The sequence below is a fragment of the Microbacterium sp. SWDP-B6 genome, assembly GCF_059803615.1.
Genome location: NZ_JAPFGV010000008.1, coordinates 87,189 through 106,341, shown reverse-complemented (window position 1 = coordinate 106,341; position 19,153 = coordinate 87,189). Strand labels below are relative to the sequence as shown.

Annotated in this window: 14 protein-coding genes; 11 read left to right on the top strand and 3 right to left on the bottom strand. The window is 62.4% G+C overall.

Annotated elements, in window-relative coordinates; translation table 11 throughout:
• Nucleotides 1–87: 87 nt before the first annotated feature.
• The 5 genes from OPU70_RS12100 (at nt 88) to OPU70_RS12080 (ending at nt 6,051) form a co-directional block, all read left to right on the top strand.
• A complete protein-coding gene (locus OPU70_RS12100) occupies nt 88–1,161 on the top strand; it encodes an extracellular solute-binding protein (RefSeq protein ID WP_079112018.1) in 1,074 nt (357 codons plus the stop codon).
• 41 nt (nt 1,162–1,202) lie between these two features.
• Complete coding sequence (locus OPU70_RS12095) at nt 1,203–2,219, top strand: ABC transporter ATP-binding protein (protein ID WP_498557893.1); 1,017 nt, start codon at nt 1,203–1,205, stop codon at nt 2,217–2,219.
• Nucleotides 2,220–2,391: 172 nt separating this feature from the next.
• Entirely contained in the window at nt 2,392–4,104 is a 1,713-nt protein-coding gene (locus OPU70_RS12090; RefSeq protein ID WP_498557912.1) for an ABC transporter permease, read from the top strand.
• The gene (locus OPU70_RS12085; RefSeq protein ID WP_498557892.1) at nt 4,101–5,126 is read left to right on the top strand and encodes a LacI family DNA-binding transcriptional regulator; all 1,026 of its coding nucleotides are present in this window, start codon (nt 4,101–4,103) and stop codon (nt 5,124–5,126) included. The genes OPU70_RS12090 and OPU70_RS12085 overlap by 4 nt, the downstream gene beginning before the upstream one ends.
• A 40-nt stretch (nt 5,127–5,166) precedes the next feature.
• A complete protein-coding gene (locus OPU70_RS12080) occupies nt 5,167–6,051 on the top strand; it encodes a metallophosphoesterase (RefSeq protein WP_498557891.1) in 885 nt (294 codons plus the stop codon).
• Between the two features lie 481 nt (nt 6,052–6,532).
• On the opposite strand, the gene OPU70_RS12075 is transcribed toward OPU70_RS12080, so the two are convergent.
• The gene (locus tag OPU70_RS12075) at nt 6,533–9,319 is read right to left on the bottom strand and encodes an NACHT domain-containing protein (RefSeq protein ID WP_498557890.1); all 2,787 of its coding nucleotides are present in this window, start codon (nt 9,317–9,319) and stop codon (nt 6,533–6,535) included.
• Between the two features lie 76 nt (nt 9,320–9,395).
• On the opposite strand from OPU70_RS12075, the gene OPU70_RS12070 reads away from it, so the two are divergent.
• From OPU70_RS12070 to OPU70_RS12060, 3 genes are all read left to right on the top strand, one after another.
• The gene (locus tag OPU70_RS12070; RefSeq protein ID WP_498557889.1) at nt 9,396–10,229 is read left to right on the top strand and encodes a hypothetical protein; all 834 of its coding nucleotides are present in this window, start codon (nt 9,396–9,398) and stop codon (nt 10,227–10,229) included.
• 401 nt (nt 10,230–10,630) lie between these two features.
• A complete protein-coding gene (locus tag OPU70_RS12065) occupies nt 10,631–11,926 on the top strand; it encodes a hypothetical protein (RefSeq protein WP_498557888.1) in 1,296 nt (431 codons plus the stop codon).
• Nucleotides 11,923–12,549: an HNH endonuclease gene (locus OPU70_RS12060; protein WP_498557887.1), complete on the top strand. Its 627-nt coding sequence runs from the start codon at nt 11,923–11,925 to the stop codon at nt 12,547–12,549. Before OPU70_RS12065 ends, OPU70_RS12060 begins: the two co-directional genes overlap by 4 nt.
• Nucleotides 12,550–12,636: 87 nt before the next feature.
• On the opposite strand, the gene OPU70_RS12055 is transcribed toward OPU70_RS12060, so the two are convergent.
• Nucleotides 12,637–13,566 carry an NADP-dependent oxidoreductase gene (locus OPU70_RS12055; RefSeq protein ID WP_498557886.1) on the bottom strand — a complete coding sequence of 310 codons (930 nt, stop codon included), beginning with the start codon at nt 13,564–13,566 and terminating at the stop codon, nt 12,637–12,639.
• 90 nt (nt 13,567–13,656) lie between these two features.
• Between OPU70_RS12055 and OPU70_RS12050 the strand changes: the two genes are divergently transcribed.
• Nucleotides 13,657–14,160, top strand: a complete 504-nt coding sequence (locus OPU70_RS12050) for a MarR family winged helix-turn-helix transcriptional regulator (RefSeq protein ID WP_498557885.1) — start codon at nt 13,657–13,659, stop codon at nt 14,158–14,160.
• 36 nt (nt 14,161–14,196) lie between these two features.
• Here the strand turns inward: OPU70_RS12050 and OPU70_RS12045 are convergent, their stop codons facing one another.
• Nucleotides 14,197–15,366 (bottom strand): DNA cytosine methyltransferase, encoded by a 1,170-nt coding sequence (locus OPU70_RS12045; protein WP_498557884.1) that lies wholly within the window; start codon nt 15,364–15,366, stop codon nt 14,197–14,199.
• A 219-nt stretch (nt 15,367–15,585) separates the two neighbouring features.
• On the opposite strand from OPU70_RS12045, the gene OPU70_RS12040 reads away from it, so the two are divergent.
• Together OPU70_RS12040 and OPU70_RS12035 are read left to right on the top strand one after the other, a co-directional pair.
• Nucleotides 15,586–17,157: a hypothetical protein gene (locus OPU70_RS12040; protein ID WP_498557883.1), complete on the top strand. Its 1,572-nt coding sequence runs from the start codon at nt 15,586–15,588 to the stop codon at nt 17,155–17,157.
• Between the two features lie 182 nt (nt 17,158–17,339).
• The gene (locus OPU70_RS12035; protein ID WP_498557882.1) at nt 17,340–19,037 is read left to right on the top strand and encodes a DUF262 domain-containing protein; all 1,698 of its coding nucleotides are present in this window, start codon (nt 17,340–17,342) and stop codon (nt 19,035–19,037) included.
• The last annotated feature ends 116 nt before the right edge of the window (nt 19,038–19,153 follow it).

Below are 19,153 nucleotides of genomic sequence, written 5' to 3'. Positions count from 1 at the left end.
GCTAAGAATCAGACAGATCGTTGTACATAAACCACAACTCCGGGGTAAAGTCGGATCAGACATACCTCGATGACGAGAAAGGCGACCATGGTCGACATCCGAAAGAAGCGCTGGTCTCTCCTGGGAATCGCTGCGGTGGCGGCCGTGACCCTGACCGGCTGCGCAGGCGGCAGCACCGAGACCGACGGCGGCTCGAGCGACGGCGGGTCGGATGCGACCCTCATCGTCTACACCAACTCGAACAGCGACGGCCGTGGTGAGTGGATCACCGAGAAGGCAGCGGATGCCGGCATCGACATCGAGATCGTGGGCCTCGGCGGCGCCGACCTCACCAACCGCATCATCGCCGAGAAGAACAACCCGGTCGGCGATGTCGTGTTCGGTCTGAACAACATGTTCTTCGAGCAGCTCAAGGCCGAAGAGGCGATCACCGCCTACGAGCCCGAGTGGAGCGGAGAGGTTCCCGCCGACGCGGGCGACCCAGCCGACGGCGCCTTCTGGCCGCTCGTCGAGCAGGCCATCGTCACCGTCTACGACGAGAACACGACCACCGATGCCCCCTCCGACGAGGAGGACCTCTGGACCGAGGAGTACGCCGGCCGCTACGAGGTCAACCCGGCACTGGGCCAGGCCACCCCGCAGCTCGTGCTCGCCAGCATCCTGTCGCGTCACCTCGATGAGGACGGCGACCTGGGCGTCAGCGACGAGGGCTGGGAGCTCGTCGAGGCGTACTACGCCAACGGCTCGCCCGCGGTCGAGGGCACCGACCTCTACGCCCGCATCACGCGTGACGAGATCGACTACGGCGTGCTTCCCTCGAGCGGCATCGCCGCCCGTGACGAGGAGTACGGCACCAAGACCGGCATGATCGTTCCCGACTACGGCGTGCCGTATGTCACCGAGCAGATCGCGCAGATCAACGGCACCGGCAACGAGGCCAAGGCGCAGGAGTTCATCGACTGGTTCGGCAGTGCCGAGGTGCAGGGCGAGTTCGCCGCCGAGTTCAACTCGATGCCCGTCAACGAGGGCGCGGTCGAGCAGGCCAACCCCGAGGTCGTCGAGCTCATGGGCACCCTCGACCGTCAGGACATCGACTTCGGCTTCGTGAGCGAGAACCTCGGAGCGTGGGTCGAGAAGGTCACGCTCGAGTACATCGGCTGATCGAACCGAACCCCTCTTCACCACCTAGCCGGAAAGACAGCATGATCCGTTTCGAAGATGTCGAGGTCGCGTTCGGCGATCACCATGCGGTCTCGCACCTCGATCTGGAGATCCGGGAGGGTGAGTTCTTCACCCTCCTGGGTCCGTCCGGATGCGGCAAGACCACGGCCCTCCGCACACTCGCCGGGTTCGTCGAGCCGACCGGCGGGCGCATCCTGATCGGCGGGCGCGATGTCACGCGCGTGCCGAGCGAGAAGCGCGGCGTGGGCATGGTGTTCCAGAACTACGCGCTGTTCCCGAGCATGAACGTGCGCGAGAACATCGCGTTCGGCCTCTCTGTCCAGAAGACGTCGAAGGCCGACCAGCGTCGCCGCGTCGACGAGATCGCCGACCGCACCGGCCTCGCGCAGTCGCAGCTCGACAAGAACGTGTCGGAGCTCTCGGGTGGGCAGCAGCAGCGCGTGGCGATCGCCCGCGCGCTCGCGCTGACCCCCAGCATCCTGCTGCTCGACGAGCCGCTGTCGAACCTCGACGCGAAGCTACGTGTGCAGCTGCGTGAGCAGCTGAAAGAGCTGCAGCGCGAGGTCGGCGTGACCACGGTCTACGTCACCCACGATCAAGAAGAGGCGCTCACCCTCAGCGACCGCATCGCCGTGCTCGACGCCGGCACGCTGCAGCAGGTCGGCACTCCTGAGGAGATCTACGACCGCAGCGCGACGCCGTTCGTCTGCCGATTCATCGGCGAGAACAACCGTCTCAGCCCGGCGCAGATCACGAGCCTCGGCGGCGGACTGGATGCCACGGCAGAGAGCTACGTACGGCCCGAGAAGCTGCACCTCGCCGAGGCGCATGAGGTCTCTGCGGCATCCGCTTCGCTCGATGGCACCATCGTCGACCGCACGTACCACGGCAGCCACAGCGTCTACACGGTGACGGCAGAGGATGCCGCGCTGCGCGTCAGCGTTCCCGCCGCGGCGAGCGCCCGCCAGTGGAACCCGGGCGACGCGGTGCGCGTCGACGTCGACCCCCGCTGGATCCTGCAGTACCCGGCGGCGTGACATGTCGACTCCCCAGAACTCGCAGAACTCCCAGAACCCCACAGACCCCGCGGTCCCGCCGTCAGCGGCCGTGACCGGAGAAGCCGGCTCCTTGACCACCCATGCGGTCGTCGAGGGTCAGACGCCGGGACCGCGGCCCCGTAAGAGAGGAAAGCCCGGCAGCGTGAAGGCGATGCTGCGCTCGCCGCTCGCCTGGATCACGGGCATCATCGTGATCTGGTTCGCCGCCGCCTTCCTCGTGCTGCCGAACGCCGCCCTGCTCGGCGTCACCTTCTTCCCCGACGGGCAGTTCAGCATCCGCGCCGTCGAGAAGCTGTTCGGCAGCGAGCGCGCGCTGAAGACGCTCGGCAACAGCTTCCTGCTCGCCGTCACCCTGTCGATCACCGTCAACGTGGTCGGCGTGTTCATCGTGCTGGTGACGAAGTACTTCCAGGTGCGAGGCGCGAGGATCCTCTGGCTCGGCTATGCCACGACCCTGATCTACGGCGGCATCGTGCTGGCCGCGGGATACAACTTCATCTACGGCCGGTTCGGGTTCTTCACGAACATGATGGTCAACGTGTGGCCCGACATGGACCGCGACTGGTTCTCGGGCTACTTCGCCGTCGTCTTCGTGATGACCTTCGCGACCACGACCAACCACATGCTGTTCCTCTCCTCGTCGCTCGGCAAGGTCGACTACGCGTCGATCGAGGCGGCGAAGCTGATGGGCGCGTCGACGTGGACGATCCTGCGCCGCATCGTGCTGCCGGTGATGAAACCGATGCTCTTCGCGGTCACGGTGCTCACGTTCCTGATCGGGCTCGGGGCGCTGACCGCTCCGCTCGTGCTCGGCGGTCCCGACTTCCAGACCGTCGCACCGCTGATCATCGATCTCTCGCGCAGTCCCATCACGCGTGACATCGCGGCGCTGCTGGCGATCGTGCTCGGCATCGCGACGATCATCCTGCTCGCGATCATGAACCGCTTCGAGAAATCGGGCGTGTACTTCTCGGTCGCGAAGGTGGCGACGCCGATTCAGAAGCAGAAGATCCGCAACCCGTTCGCGAACGTCGTCGTGCACGTCATCGCCTACCTGCTGTGGGTGATCTACCTGATCCCGGTCGTGCTGATCGTGATCTTCTCGTTCGTCGATGCGCGCAGCATCCTCGCCGGGTCCATCACGCTCGACAGCTTCACGCTCGACAACTACATCACCGTGTTTTCGAGCGCCGAGGCGATCCGCCCGTTCATCGTCAGCGTCGTCTACAGCGCCGTGGCCTCGATCGTCGTGGTCGGCGGTCTGCTGTTCGTGGCGCGGATGCTGCAGAAGCACCGCAACCTGCTGACCACCGCGATCGAGTACGTGCTGCACATCCCGTGGATCCTGCCCATCGTGTTGATCGCCCTCGCCCTCGTGACCGCATTCGACGAGCCGCGGGCGATCGTCGGCGGACTCGTGCTCACGGGCACGCCGATCCTGCTGCTCATCGCGTACATCTGCGTGAAGATCCCGTTCACCCTGCGCCTGCTCAAGGCCGGGTTCGCGTCGGTGCCCGACTCGCTCGAAGACGCCTCGCGCATCCTCGGGGCGAAGTCGCTGACTACGTTCCGCAAGGTGCTGGTTCCGCTCGTGCTGCCGACCGCTGCGGCGATCACGGCGCTGAACTTCAACAGCCTGCTCGACGACTATGACGCGGCGATCTTCCTCTACCACCCGTTGTTCAAGCCGCTCGGTGTCGCGATCCAAGAGAGCACGCGCGGCGAGAACAATCTCGACGCGATGCCGATCACCTTCGTCTATACAGTGCTGCTCATGATCATCATGGGTGTCACCATGTATCTCGTGTATGGACGAGGTTCGCGCGCCGGAGCGCCCCGCAAGGCCAAGAAGGCGCGCGCGTGAGTGGTGCGGATGCCGGTGCTCCGGGGCTGCGCGTCACGGTCAGCGATGTGGCGGCGGCCGCCGGGGTCTCCCGGGCCACCGCGACCCGGGCGCTGAAGGGCGAGGGGCGATTCGCTCCCGAGACCCAGGAGCGCATCCTCGCCGAGGCCGAGCGCCTCGGATACGTGCGCAACACGATGGCCGCCGAGCTCGCCGCCGGTCGCACCGGCACGGTCGGGCTGATGCTGCGCGACGCGAGCAACCCGGCATACGGCCTGCTGTTCTCGCGGCTGCAGGATGAGGCGCACAGGCGTGGCCTCGACCTCGTGACCGTGACGATCGGCGCCGACGTGCAGGGCGCCGAGCAGGTCAACGCGCTGCACCGGCTGCTCGGCATGCGGGTGGCCGGACTGATCGTCGCGACCGGTGGCATCACGGCCTCGCAGCTCGAGCCGTTCGCCGACCAGGTGCCGATCGTGCGCGCCGGGCGGGTCGAGACGGCGGAGCGGATTCATACCGCGCACTATGACGATCCGGAGCACGGGCGGATGCTGGCTTCACATGTGTTGTCGTTGGGGCATCGGCGAGTGGTCGTGCTCTCCGGCGCGGAGGATGTCTCGTTTGCTGAGCATCTGCGGGCGTCGGCCATGGAATCGACGCTGGTCGCCGGCGGGGCGTCGGTGACTCTGGTGTCTGCGGGGGCGGCACCGACCGATGGAGTGGATGAGGCGCTGGATGCCGTGCGCGACGGAGCCACGGCCGTGATGTCCGCGTCGGACTATCGGCAGTTGGCGGTCATGCGCGCTTTGCGCTCTGCGGGGCTGTCGGTGCCCGGCGACGTGAGCGTGACGGGGTGCGACGGCATCCTGCCCGGTGCCGACCTGCTGGGGCTGACGACGCTGCGGATTCCGGTCGAGGCTGTCGCTGCGGCGGCTGTGGAGACGATGCAGCTTCTTCTGAGTTCTGACGCCGACTCTGCGCCGACCGTTCGGCAGCCGTTCGTCGGAACCCTCGTGCCCGGGTCGACCGCCGCGGCCGTCTGACTTCTGTCCTGTACTTGTTCGTCGTCTCACTGGAAGAGAAATGATCCTCACCGAACACTCTCGCCCATCGCACACCTTCGTGCACATCTCCGATACGCACCTTCCCGGTGAACGCGCGCCACTGTATGGCAGCGGAGCGGATGCCGATGCGAACCTCGCTTCTGCGCTGGACCGGTTGGTGTCTTCGGGGCTTCGCCCTGACGCTCTGCTGTTCACGGGGGATCTCGCGGATCGGGGGGACGCATCGTCGTATCGGCGGTTGCGGGAGTTGGTGGCGCCGGCTGTTGAGGCGCTGGGGTGCGAGGTCGTCTGGGCCATGGGCAACCACGACGAGCGTGGGGCGATGCGGGCGGAGTTGGGGCTTGCTGGCGGTGCATCGGATGCTGTGGTCGAGGTGCGCTGGTTCGGCGGGATGCGGGTGATCGTGCTGGACTCGACGGTTCCCGGGCAACACTGGGGGCGCGTCGACGAGGAGCAGTTGGAGTGGTTGGCGGCCGAGCTGTCGACGCCTGCGCCCGAGGGTTCGCTGCTGCTGATTCATCACCCGCCGCTGCCGACGGTGCTCGACCTCGCGGTGACGGTCGAGCTGCGGGAGCAGGCGGCGCTGGCTGAGGTGCTGGCCGGATCGGATGTGCGCGGGATCCTGTCGGGGCACGTGCACCACCCGTCGTTCGGGACGTTCGCGGGGATTCCGGTCGCGGCCGCGTCGTCGAGCGCATACGGGCAGGATCTGGCCCAGCCGGTCGGAGCTACACGGGGGCAGGATGCGGCGCAGGGGTACAACCTCGTGCACGTGTATGAGGGGACCATCGTGCACTCGGTTGTGGGGCTTGAAGTCGGTGCCGATGTTGGGGAGCCGGTCGCGGCGGACGAGGCCGGGCGGCGGATCGCTGGGCGGGGGATCTCTTGGCGGGAGCGGGTTTAGTTCCGCCCGTTCGTTGAGCGAGCACGGCGATGCCGATCGAGACAAAACGCCCCACCCTCCCCGTTCGGCGAGCGAGCGGAGCGAGACGAAACGTCCGCAGTTAGTCGATGACGCCCGCCGCGCGCAGAGCCTCGCGAAGGCCAACAACTCCCGTGAAGTGATGCGTCGGTATCCCGAGCGCTTGCGCCCCGACGGGCTTGCCGTCCAAGTCATCGGTGACGAACACTCGTGGGTGCGAGCTGCATCGCGTCAAGCACGTGCCCGCGCGGTGCGGGTACGGCCCTGACAGTTCGAAGCTTGTCAGAACGTCTAAAGAGTACGGGATGAGACTCGATTCTGTGCGTGTGACGGCTCTATTGAGTTCGTCGCTTAGATGCCCACCCCAGGTGTTCTCAGACTTATTGGGTGCTGGATGGGCCACGGCCGCCGTATGGTGGCCGCTCGCCGGAGGGACTGCTCGACAGATGAGAATCAGCGTCCCTCAATGGCTCAGAAGATCGGCCTCCACACCGCGAGGCGCGCTCTCGTCCGCGGCACAGATTAGTCTTCGCGCAACGATCGCCGCAGGGGCTCCGCTGATCGGAACCTGATTGGCGGCTTTGATCATCAGTCGCTGAACTGTCGGGTTCTCGAAGGCGGAAGCAGACAGCACCCGCGATGGAAGTGATCTTTGAGTGATTGCGATGGTCTCGGCCGGCGTCACATCCCGTTTGACGTGAATCGAACTCATCTCATTCGCGGCGTCCAACCAGAGCGTCCGCTCAGCGTCCGTGAGCTCTGCTAGATCGAGATGTTCCTCCAACGCCTCTCCGACCGGTGACGTAGGTCGTGATAGAAGACGCTCATCCTCAGTCTCAGGCCGCCAGTGAACCAACTGCAGTTGCTTCCGAGCGAACGCTCCGCTCCGACCGCTGTCGCCCTTCCAGTCCCGCAGAATCGCGATCGCCCCGAGATGGGCCCGTGACCCTGACGAGACGCCCTCCTCAAGCCGACTCAAGACAATCTGCCGCGCCATGTGGTCATTTCCGTTGACGGCCTCACGTGCGATCATCGACAGCCTCTTCCAGTCCGGCCCGAGCCACCGGGAGAGGCTTGTCATCGCCAGTTCCAGAAGTGACCTGTAGTGCAGCGGGATCGATGATGCGAAGTCGTCACGCAGGAGTTCCAGCGCCATACGTGATCCACGACCGATAAACGCAGCCTCGACCGACTCGTTGTCCCACTGGCGTAGGCGTTCCAGAAAAGTGTCTCGGTCTTGCGGCCTCAATGAGTACAAGCGTCCAGCTGCAAGAAGCCAGGTGTTGCGCCAGTATGCCGATGGGGCTAGCGCCCGCAGCCGCCCAAGGACCGTTTCGAGGTCGCCAGAAGCGATCCACCGAGCCGCCATGTACTCCTGCAAGCTCCGCACCTCAAAAGAGATCTGATCGTGAACCCGAGGGATCAGCAATACCAGACGCTGCTTTGTTGCCTTATCCAAGTCGGAAGACAGCTTCTCGACTTCGGCATCGAGGAAACCATTTTCGGTCAGCTTCTCGCGAAACAGCGTAGTGATCTCAGCATCCGGGAGTGACGAGTACGCTTCTCCAGTGTGCTCGGACTGCATCTGCAGCCCTGCCGCGACTCGCTCGTGCACCCATTCGATCTGCTCTCGATGTCGTTTGAGAAGAGTGCCGAGGTATCCAGCTTTCTTGCTTTCGCGAGCAAATATCGCCCGATAATAGCCGTCAAAGAGTTCGTGACGTGTCGTTGGCACTTCGGCGAGTTCCTCGAGAAGGAACTCCATGATGGAGACCTGTAGCGGAGTCGTCATTAGGCGCGAGGAGTGCGCCTGAACGCTGGCCTCTTCCAGATGCGCGACGACGGCGGCGATGGCTTCAGGGTTGTCCGCTAGCTTCGTCTCAACGATCGTCTTGCCGTACGCAAGCCCCTCGGCGGGGGTCAAGGTCTTTAGTCGAAGCTGGTCCGGCCGAAGTTCGTCGAACTCGTTCTCGTATCCTTGCGGGCGTGTCGTGCCGATGATCATGAGATCCCAGTCGTTCAGCCGCGATTCGGTCACGAGGTCGTTGGTGGCGTTGACTACCGCTTCACGGCTCGAGCGGGCCGGGACTTCGTCCAGACCGTCCAACACAAGCACCCAGGGCCAGATTGCAAGCCATGACGCGAGTTGAGTAGTGGAGACGTCGGAGCTCTGTACACGCAACTGGCGTGCGGCATACTCAACTACCGTCAACGTCGGTGTCTGAGCAAGAGCGTCGGCGAAGGCCGCGACGTCCACGACGATCGGCCATCGCTTGTTGTTCGGAAGAGCGAGACCCATCTCCTCAAACCGGCGTCGAGTCTCGGTCAGAGCACGGTCGATGGCAGGAGTAATGGACATGGTCGCGTCCTGCAAGAGCGCGACGCGGTAGGCCTGAGCCACGATTTGGCCGATCGTGCTCTTTCCCTGTCCTGGACCACCGACGACGACGAACGCGTAGGGCTCGTCGAGCCCGTGACTATTTCTGAGGGAATGGTCTCCCCGCTCTAGAATGCGTTTCACCGTCATCACCGCATGCCCCCGCGAATCCTCCGAGGGTAGGTCGATCGCTATATCGCTCAGGTGCACCTTGGTCGTCTCAGTGATCTCGCCAGTCTCGAGCTTGAGCGACTCCTTCGCGGCGATCTGCCGTGCCGCGTTCAACCGCAAGATCGGCCCAAGCGACTTGGTAGATCCGCCCAACACGTCCATGAGGAGGGAAAGCACGTCGCCCGGCGTGACGAACCCCGCGAACTTTCGTCGAATCCCGTCGTGCTTATCCAAGAGACGGCAAAGGTGTTCGTAGTGCCAGATGGCGAAGTCAGCCAAGTTCACGGGATGTTCAGTGAGGGCCTTCGCGACAGTGTCGATCCCGCCGTTCCCCTCCGCCGGCGATAGCCGCACGTTGGTTGCCAGTATGTAGTACCGCGGCGGATTCTTTCTGGCGGCGGGTTCGCCGTTCTTGCCGACGAAGAGATCCAGCTCTGTCTTCACCACTCCGGCAATCGACTTCGAATCCGATGACTCATCGCTTTGAAACCGGATCGTTTTCGCCTGGACGATTCCGTAGCCGTCCCAGTTGACGAGGGAGGCGTCTCTCGGGTTGACCACACGACCCTTGAACGTAGCCTCACGGCCGCCATCGCGGCCAGCCCCGAATGTCGTGACAGTAATCCCCAACTCGGCAATCGCGAGATCCTGAATCATGTGTTCGAACTCGAGCGGGCCGAGCCGATTGAAGTCGTAGTCCACAACTTCATCATTGTCTACGCAACGCCTCGATGGCCTCATTCACGAAAGAAGCCGCCAGTACTGCGATGATCAGTCCGTGGATGCTCAACAGACTCTCGCCCGACACCTGCTCGAGATAGGCAAAGAGCACGCGATCAGAGCGCTGATGTTCGAGCCGGAGGGCAGCTCGAAGTTCGATCAGATCGACTTCGCCTACCGCGCCGGTGCGACCATTGAGATAATCAGTAAGGGGGTTCTCGCGCTCGAACATCCAGCCCTCGCATTCGACCTCAGCAAGAACAATGCCCTGACCGGTCTTCTCCGCGGTTCGATGCATCATGAGGAGGCATCGAACCACCGGGCGCGAACATCGTTGTCGGCGAGCATGGCTTTAGGGGCAGCGTGCTCCCTTCGTGCGATCGAATCACCGGAGTTGGCGCAGAAAATACTCCAGGAACGCAATGCGGCAGTCCACCTCGGCATCGCGCCTGTGGACTGCGAGACGCTGAGAGATCGTCTCATCACTTGGCTAAGTCAACTTGCCGCATCGGGTCCCGGAATTTCGGCGGAGCTGGTCGAAGAACTAGCCTCCGGAGTCCACGCTCTGCGGGAGCGAGTGAGTCACAAGATTGGTGAAGCAGCTCGTCGAGTGCGAGCGGAAGCTAGGCGCTCAACCAACGATATTGATGATCCAGGAATCGATCGGATCGAGAAGGTCGAATGCCCCGCGTGCAACCGCGCCGCCGAGTTGTCGGCCAGAATCATCGACGTCGAAACTGTTTGGATCAGCGGCTCGTACACGTACGACATCTCTTATGAAATTGACCTCAATTGCCCTTTCTGCGATCTGGAGCTCTCCGATGCGGAGATCGAGGCTGGAAAGATCGAACTCAGAGCTGTCGACCACACTTCAGTTCCGGAAGAAAGCTGATCCCTCGCGAACCGGATGCTTCTGAGGGGTAACGCCCGTCGATCTGAGCAGTGAGCATCGTCGCTTCCGCCAGGATTCGAGGCACCCAGCGTCACACCCTACGGTCGGTCTCGTTGGCGTCGCCCCGTTACTACTCGGTCAAGAGCTGTCCCGCCTTCCTGACTGGGTGAACGGTGCCGCGAGCACACGCACCGATCTGAGGTTCTTCCCGCTTGTCCCCTGTCATGCTCTCTAGCGCCTCGGCGATTCGCGACGCCGGCCCTCCTCGGAGTAGCCACAACACAGGAGTTATCGGTCTGTCACGATCGCGTTTGACACAACTGATTCAGCCTAGATCTACCGCGAGTGCGCCATGATCAAAGGTGTGCCCACCGGTGGGCCGCGACGGGAGGGCAAGATCCATGGGTGACGCAGACCTGAGCGAGATCGAGATCGTCAGCGACGGAGACGGAATCGCCCTGATCGGGTCATCATCCTCGATCGAGATATTCCTGGCGTCGAATCGACTCGAGTCGCGCGAATTGGACCTGCCAAGGCTGAGCACCATATTCGGCGGCGGCGCTGCGGTCACCAAGGCCGGCTCCGAGGTCGCCGCCAACTCGGGCCGCTGGATGAAGCTCACGGAAGAGTCATGGGCGGCCGTGCAGAAGCTGCCCAAGACGGCCCAAGTGACCAACTCATCGAGCGGCCATCTCCACGCCACGCTCCGAGCGCCCACCGGACAGTTTGCGAAGAACCTCCAGTTCCTCAAGACGCCAGGGGCAATGCTCACGAACCCGGCGATGCTTGCCGGGGTTGCAGGGATCATGGCGCAAGTTGCGATGCAGCAGACCATGGACGAGATCACGGACTACCTCGCCATCATCGACGAGAAAGTAGACGACGTTCTACGAGCACAGAAAGACGCCGTCCTCGCCGACATGATCGGCGTCGACATGATGCTCGAAGAGGCGATGACGATCCGCAAGGAAGTCGGAGGCGTCTCTGAAGTGACCTGGTCCAAGGTGCAGGGGAGTGCGATGACGATCGCCCGCACTCAGGCGTATGCACTGCGTCAGATCGACGCGCTCGCCGACAAGCTCCAGAGCAAGTCGGTGAGCGACCTCGCCGACGCGTCGAAGAAGACCGACCGCCAAGTGCAGGATTGGCTGGCCGTGCTCGCGCACTGCTTCTATCTGCAGGAGGCGATGGGAGTGATCGAACTCGACCGGGTTTTCAGATCGTCGCCGGAAGAACTCGATCAGCATCGAGTCGCATTGCGGACGGCTCGAACGAACCGCGCAGACCTGATCGCGCGTACCACTCGACAGCTCCTCGACCGAATGGATGGGGCGGCGTCGATCGCGAACTCGAAGGTTCTCCTCAACCCGATCGAGTCGCCGACAATCGTGCGATCGCGGAACAAGGTCGCTGGTGCGGTCGGAAATTTCCACGCGCGCCTCGGCATCGAAGCCGTCGCAGAATCGCTGGAGTCGCGGCGCTGGGCGTCGGCGGTTGCTGACACCCGCGACGGTCTACTCAAAGCAGGCGGCGATGGAGTGGGTGTAGCCCGCCGGATCGGCGCCGACGGTGTCGGTGTCGCCGCTCGCGCCGGTACCGAGGGCGTCGACAAGGCGAAGGAGATCGCAGGATCCTTCGCGGGTCTCGCCGGCCGCACGTTCAGGCGTCGCGGTTCGAAAGACGAGCCCCAGGAGTGAGCGACACCCCTGCAGCCGCCGAAGGCGACGCAAACACCGTGACCTACATCGGGCAGTTCGCGATGCCGAAGCCCGTGCGCATTACCGGACGCAGTTCAAGCATCACGAACTCGTTCGTCAACGGCCTGATCCCCGTCATCGTGCCGTCAGAAGCTGAGGTACGCGAGGCTCTCGAAGTCCTCGGAATGCTCGAACGCGTCACCTGCTCGTATTGCGGCGACACAAGCACGGAGTGGGATCACCTCCGCCCTCTCGTCCAGCACCAGCGGCCCACAGGGTATATCTCGGAGATCCACAATCTCGTACCGGCGTGCGGCAAGTGCAACCAGAGCAAGGGCAACAAGCATTGGCTCACCTGGATGCGCAGCACCGCTCGACTATCTCCTGCGGCTCGGGGCATCCCTGACATCGAGGAGCGGATCGCGCGGCTGCAGGAGTACGAGGACCGCGGCGTTCCTACAAGAATCGAGTTCGAAGCAGCCGTAGGGACGGAGCTGTGGGAGAAGCACTGGGCTCACCACAGAAAGCTCCTGGAACTCATGCGCGTCGCCGACGAGGAAGCGCAAGAGATCCGAGTGCGGGTCCGAGCGGCATATACCGAGCAGCGCGCTGCGCTCGACTGAACCAGCCACCCCGATCATTCGCGGCTTGGTCCCGGATGCGCGAACAAGGCGCGCCCGGGGCCAATGCGGCGATCGGAGTGCCGATCGTTACGGGATGACGATGACCTTGCCCGAGATCGGCCCCTCGGCCGCCTCCGCGTGCAGCGCCGGAAGCTCGGTCAACTGGATCCGCCGCGTGACCTCCAAAGTGAGCACACCACTGTCGACCAGCGAGACAAGCTCGGCGAGCTTCTCCGCATCGCTCCGAACGAATACCACTACAGAATTCACACCACGGTCGGCGTCATCCGGCGCTGCCATCCACGCGGTGGTACTCACCACGACTCCCCCATCTCGCACGAGTCGCACCAGGGCGGTGAACTCCTCCGGCTCGATGGGAGCCAGGTTGAGCAGGAGGTCAACATGCTCGGTGACGGCATCCAGGACGTCGGTCTCGGTGTGGTCGATGATCTCGTCGGCACCCGCCGCACGCACAGCACCCACACTCCGCGGGCTGGCCGTCGCGATGACGTACGCGCCCGCACGCTTCGCCAGGGCGATCGCGCACTTGCCGACGACTCCGCCGGCGCCGACGATGAGCACTCGTTGCCCTGCCTCGAGACCACCCTCGTCGAAGAGCGCCTGACGCGCGGTCAGCGCGACCGACGGGAGTGCTGCGGCATCCGCGAGCGGCACGCTGGTCGGCGCCGCGACGAGCGCATCCGCCGGGGCGATGACGTACTCCGCAGCTCCGCCGTCGGTCGCCATCGGCAGGAAGGCGATCACCGCGTCACCCACAGCGAACCCGTCGACTCCGTCGCCCAGGGCGTCAATCGTTCCGGAGACGTCGTATCCGGGGACGTGCGGCAGCACCACCGGAATCGGCAGGAATCCCGCTCGCATGCCGTTGTCGGCGGCGCTGAACGCGGATGCTGCGATGCGCAGCCGCACCTGGCCGGCGCCCGGGATGGGCTGGTCGATCTCCTCGTACTGCAGAACCTCGGGGCCGCCCACTTCGTGGAACCGTACTGCCTTCATGATCTTTCCTCTCGTCAGGTACTTCGAATTCGAAGCAATAGATTGATGTTAGCACTGCTTCGAATTCGAAGCAACACGTATACTGGATCCATGAGCACACGACCCCCTCAGCTCTCCTCGACGGAGCTCGCGGCCTACTTCGCCTTCACCGAGGTGAGCAGCCTGCTGCGGCATGCGGTAGAGAAGCAGCTGCGCGACGTCGGCAAGCTCAGCTACGTGCAGTTCCAGCTGCTCGCGCGGCTCGGCGACGCTCCGGATGGGGCGCAGCGAATGACTGATCTTGCGGATGGCGTCGTCTACAGCCGGAGTGGGCTGACGTATCAGGCGCAGTCTTTGGAGGAGCGCGGGCTCGTCACGCGCGGGCCGTCACCGGAGGACGAGCGCAGCACGATCGTCGCGATCACGGACGAAGGCCGGGATGTGTTGGCGAAGGTGCTCCCGGGGCACATCGAAGCGGTGAAGACGCATCTATTCGAGTCGCTCGATGCAGACGATGTGGAGATGCTCGCTCGAGTGATGCGTCAGGTCAGCGGGCGTTTGCGGGCGGAGCCGCCACGGAGTGCTGCGCCGCGGAAGCGGGCCATTGGCCCTTAGTAGCCTCTGGCCTCAAAGCGATATCGGCCGCGACCTTCAACCTGCGTTCGTTAAACCCAGCGACACCTTAACGGCTTCTGCGACTGCCAACGCCAGGCGCGGAGGCACGGCATTTCCGATCTGCCGGAACTTCGCCGACTGGGGACCTTCCCACTTCATACCGAGTGGGAAGCTCTGAATCGCAGCCGCCTCCTCGACGGTCAGTCGACGTAGATGCGCAGGAACGTTCTCCGTGGCGTGCATCCCATCGGCAGCCCATAGGCTCGCGTGGTGGTCGACGACCCATGACCGCACGGATTCGCCATCGAGGTCAGTCTGATCGACGATCGGAGTCTTGTTTCCTCCCATAGAAGCCGCGAGCGTCATCGATGGGGCATCGAGATTTAGCGGGCGCCCAGCGCCGTTGAACAACATTCCAGCGTAAGGCGATCTCCTGAGCACCGGCGCTTTCGCGAGCGTGATCTTCGCCGTACAGCGAGAGTCGTTTCCGGTCTGGCCGTAAGGCGGAAGCTGCCTCAACGCCTGTCGAACAGTCGGCGGATCATCCGCTGTTGTGGGTATCGGCATGCCTGGCAGACCAAACCCTCGTCTAATTCCGATTAGGAACATCCGCTCGCGAGCCTGCGGGACTCCGAAATGCGATGCGTTGGCGAGCGTGAGAACGGTGTCGTACCCGAGTTCATCGGCTCGCGCTCGCAGTCCGTCGCGTATCCCCGCCCAGCGACGATTCTGGTACAGAGCCTTCACGTTCTCGAGCACGAACGCCTTCGGCTGAACCCGATCGACCACGTCCATGAAATGGAATACATGCTTCGATCGCTCATCGTGCGGATCCATCTTGCCTGCGACACTGAATCCCTGACAGGGCGGACCGCCAATAACAAGATCAGCGTCGCCGCGCCGTGGGAGCTCATCCTCGTCAAGGGCGAGGATATCGCCAACCTTCGCTTCGTAGTCCACCCCGGACAAATGCGGTCGTTCCGTCTTCAGTTGATCGAAGATCCCATCATGCGTGCGCAGCGCGTCCGCGTCGAGTTCACTAACCCAAACGGGAGCGAATCCCGCCAGCGCGAACCCGATGTCAAGCCCTCCAGCTCCGGCATAGAGGGAAATGAAGGTTCCGATCGGACGCTCCACAACATCCACATCGCTGTAGTCGCTCGGCCCGCGGGTGGAGCGGCGCGAGTCAAGGTCCTGAGGGGTCATCAGATTAGGATAACCGACCGAGCTCAGGTGGTGGCGGCCGTCTCGGCGTGTCGAACATAACAACGAGCTCTCCGCGCGATGCGGGCGAAATCGCCGCAACTCATGCCAGTATGGCAGCAAGCCGCTGTCGAACGGAGATACGAGGTCATGGGCACGCCACTCTCGCAGGAGGTGCGCGCGTTATTGCTCCCGATCGAGCGAACCGCGCACGACTCAGTCATGCAGGCACTCGAGAGCTACGCCGACACGCAGGGCTTCACGTCCGATGACCTCGCGATTGTTTTGCGGGAAGACCTCGATGCATGGGCCCAGCAGGGCGAAGTCAGTTCGACACTCCGGAGCGTCATCGATGTTGCGCTCAAATTTACCCCCGACGTCCTTCGCGCCGTCAACGCACGCTCGTACCTGGGGATGTATACGAAGCTCCGCGCTCGCTCGAACGATGTCGCAGGCCTGACACATGCTGTCGCACGGGACCTTCTGTCTCGCGCAGGCCTAATTGGTCACCTGCTCAAGGAAGAACGCTTCTCGTGTACGCAGGTGGCGCGGCTCCTCGCTTCGACTGACGCCGCTCTAGATGTCTCGCACGGATCAATTGCTGTCATCGCCCGAGCTCTCAAACTATTGCCGACGCTTCCCAGCGGACCCGAATACGCAGCACTATGGCAGCGCGACCGAAACCTGTCGTCAGACCTGTTCCCCGATTCAACTGCCGAGGAGACAATCGAGATCGCGGCCGAAGTTCTTCAGCCGTGGATCCGGGAACACCCGGTAGCTGACCTCCTGAAGTCACTCTGCCGCTCAGAAGCCAGCACAGTAGATCCAGTATGGCCGTATCTACAGATACTGCACTGGTGCCTCACTCCGCTCGAGTACTTCGATCATCCCGCTAGTTACCTATACGAGTTCCGGCCGCGCGGCAAATCGGGCGACACCCTTTTTGCGAACTATCCCGCGGTGACTGGAAATCCGGTCCTAAACAACGCCAAAGCGATTGAAACCCTAAATCGGACCTGGTCTCGGAACCGAGGCGGAGAGGATGCACACGCTCTCGTGACTCTGGTCCAGGCCCTCGAGGCATTACCCGCCGTCTCTCGCCGGGAAGCCGCAAGCGTGCTCCGAGCTTGGCTATGGAGAATCGTCGACTTGCGGACAACCGAACCCAGCAGCTTGGACGTCGACCCCACGCGCGAGCTAATCGAGACCGTCGTCAACTCCGTCTCGGCCACCGAGACCTCGACCCGAGGTGTCATCGAACAGCGAGTTGTCGACTACCTAAGCTATCTCGCCTATGCACTGCCTGACTGGCGACCGCGGGGCCTCGGCGACGGCGTAAACGCCTCAAACTTCAGTCGGCACAAGCTCGGAGACGTCGAGTTCGCGAAAGTTGACGATCGCTCGGCGGTTGCAGTCGAGGCTCACGGCGGACATCTGTCACGGACTTACGTTCGGGACCACCGCCGTTCCCTCGCCCGAATTGTTAAGCAGCGACTCGATGAGTCCTGGGCCAACCTCGATGATCCAAGCAAGTGGTCAATCAAAGTCGTCTTTGTGTCGCATAGCCGCGACGCAGACCTCCCGCTTCACGAGACTATGCATGGAGTACCGGTTGCGTACCAGTACCTCCAATACCCGGAGCTAGTGGCGCTCGCGCACAAAGACACATCCGAGCTCGACCAGCGCGATGCGTTTCAGATTTATGTCGTGGATGCCCTCAACCGGCGTAACGTTCGCGAAAGCACCCGCCTACGGTTCCAAGAGATTGCTGTCACAAGCACCCCGCGTGACTAAGCCACGATTCTCACCTCGTCGTCGTGGTAAGCGCGCCATCTCACTAGGCGCGGGCGATCAGACCCAAGGTCGTCGCGATCCATCGACCCAGCAACATCGACCAAGAGGCTAGCGGCGGGCCGCGGAACCCCACTATTCTGGCGCCGTAGAACTAATGTTCAGTTTTTGAGCCGGAGGTTGCTTTGAAGATCGAATCCGAAGACATTGATGTCGAAAGCTTGCTGGAAGGGAAGTTCTTCAATATCCCCAGATTTCAGCGACCTTACTCGTGGGATGACGAGAATATCTCGGACCTCTGGGACGACGTCATGTCTACGGAGGGGGAAGATTACTTCATCGGTTCGATGGTCGTGTATCGCGAAAGCAAGCAAGAGCTCAGTGTGGTTGACGGACAGCAACGCCTCACAACCATCACTCTACTTCTCTGCGCCCTGCGAGACGCCTTCGCGGCGCTTGAAGACACCGATCTCGCCGAGGGGCTGCACCAGCTCATCGAGCGAAAAAACCGCTCGAATAAGAACGAGTACGTTCTCCGCACCGAGACCTCCTTCCCATACCTTCAGGAGAAGATCTTGAAGTACGGGGAGGCCGACTTAGCGAACATTCCCGAACAGATCGAAGAGAAGACGCTCAGGCGAGCAGACGAACTTCTCACGTCGAAGGTTCAAAGTCTTTTGAATGTTGTTGATCTGGATGAGAGCATCCCAGCAGACCAGAAACTTAGCGCAAAGATCGCCAAGCTAATGAAGGTGAGAGACTCGGCACTGAATCTCAAGCTAATCCTCGTCAAGCTGGAGAACGAGGACGACGCATATTTGATCTTCGAGACGCTCAATACTCGAGGCAAAGATCTCTCGGTGACAGACCTAGCCAAGAATCTCTTGACAAAACTGCTAAAGGCGAAGGGGTCGGTTGATGCAGTAAAGATCAAATGGACATCCATTCTGGAGCAGATCCATGACTCAGCCGCCGATATCGAAACCGATGCCTTCTTCTATCATTTCTGGGCCTCGAGGCATGAAGCGATCCCTGTCAAGAAGCTATACGCAGGCATGAAGAAGAAGATCTCTGCGAAGAACGCAATGACTTACCTCGACGCCCTCGTATCCGACGCCGCCCTATACCGTTCCATCCACGAGCCAACATTCATGTGGGAGAAGAATGAGCGACGCGTTGCTCAGTCCCTCGCAGCGATCCAACTGTTTCGAGTAGCTCAACCCACGCCCGCCCTGCTCTCTCTTGTCCGCGCGTACAGAGATAAGAAGCTCAAGTATGCCCGGCTCGTCGAAGCCGTCGAAGCCATCGAAAAGTTCCATTTCACCTACACCGCTGTGACTTCATCCCGATCATCTGGTGGAACCTCTGCAATGTACGCGGCATTCGCCCGACGGCTTCACGAGAGCTCTGATGCCACTCAATCAACGGCCGAGATCCAGACGCTAACCAAAAAACTGCGCGAACGCGCCCCCAGCCTTCCTGAATTCAAGCTGAGCTTCGACGAGATCGTGTACACGGACAAATTCACCAAGCAGAAGGGCCTGGTTCGATACATACTTCGTAAGTTCGCCGAGCATGAGGAGTTCAAATTCGCCGTCGACTGGGACGAGCTGACTATCGAACACCTGCAACCGCAGTCATCAAGCGGGGGGTCGTGGGACGATCACGATATCGGAATGCTTGGAAACCTCTTCCTCCTCGACGCGAAGAAGAATGGGGAGATCGGAAACTTGGACCCTGTCGAGAAGATTCGAGTGCTCAAGGCTGACGGTTACAGCATTCCGGCGCACCTTGCCTCGATCAAGGAGTGGACTCCGAGGAGCGTTCGACGTCACACGGCTCTCATGGCTAAGACCGCTCACGAAAAGATCTGGCGGATCTGACGTACGGCGCAACGCGAGTGATCGGCAGGCGTGCGGCGTAAGTTCTCGCCGCAGAATGGACTGATCCGGGGCAGTAGCCGAGAGATCCGTGCGTGCACTCAGGTCTTCGGAGCGTC

Excerpts from the sequence above, each read along its gene's own strand:
- OPU70_RS12100 (WP_079112018.1), top strand. The coding sequence starts at position 88 with ATGGTCGACATCCGAAAGAAGCGCTGGTCTCTCCTGGGAATCGCTGCG.
- OPU70_RS12095 (WP_498557893.1), top strand. The coding sequence starts at position 1,203 with ATGATCCGTTTCGAAGATGTCGAGGTCGCGTTCGGCGATCACCATGCG.
- OPU70_RS12090 (WP_498557912.1), top strand. The coding sequence starts at position 2,392 with ATGCTGCGCTCGCCGCTCGCCTGGATCACGGGCATCATCGTGATCTGG.
- OPU70_RS12080 (WP_498557891.1), top strand. The coding sequence starts at position 5,167 with ATGATCCTCACCGAACACTCTCGCCCATCGCACACCTTCGTGCACATC.
- OPU70_RS12065 (WP_498557888.1), top strand. The coding sequence starts at position 10,631 with ATGGGTGACGCAGACCTGAGCGAGATCGAGATCGTCAGCGACGGAGAC.
- OPU70_RS12055 (WP_498557886.1), bottom strand. The coding sequence starts at position 13,566 with ATGAAGGCAGTACGGTTCCACGAAGTGGGCGGCCCCGAGGTTCTGCAG.
- OPU70_RS12050 (WP_498557885.1), top strand. The coding sequence starts at position 13,657 with ATGAGCACACGACCCCCTCAGCTCTCCTCGACGGAGCTCGCGGCCTAC.
- OPU70_RS12045 (WP_498557884.1), bottom strand. The coding sequence starts at position 15,366 with ATGACCCCTCAGGACCTTGACTCGCGCCGCTCCACCCGCGGGCCGAGC.
- OPU70_RS12040 (WP_498557883.1), top strand. The coding sequence starts at position 15,586 with ATGCAGGCACTCGAGAGCTACGCCGACACGCAGGGCTTCACGTCCGAT.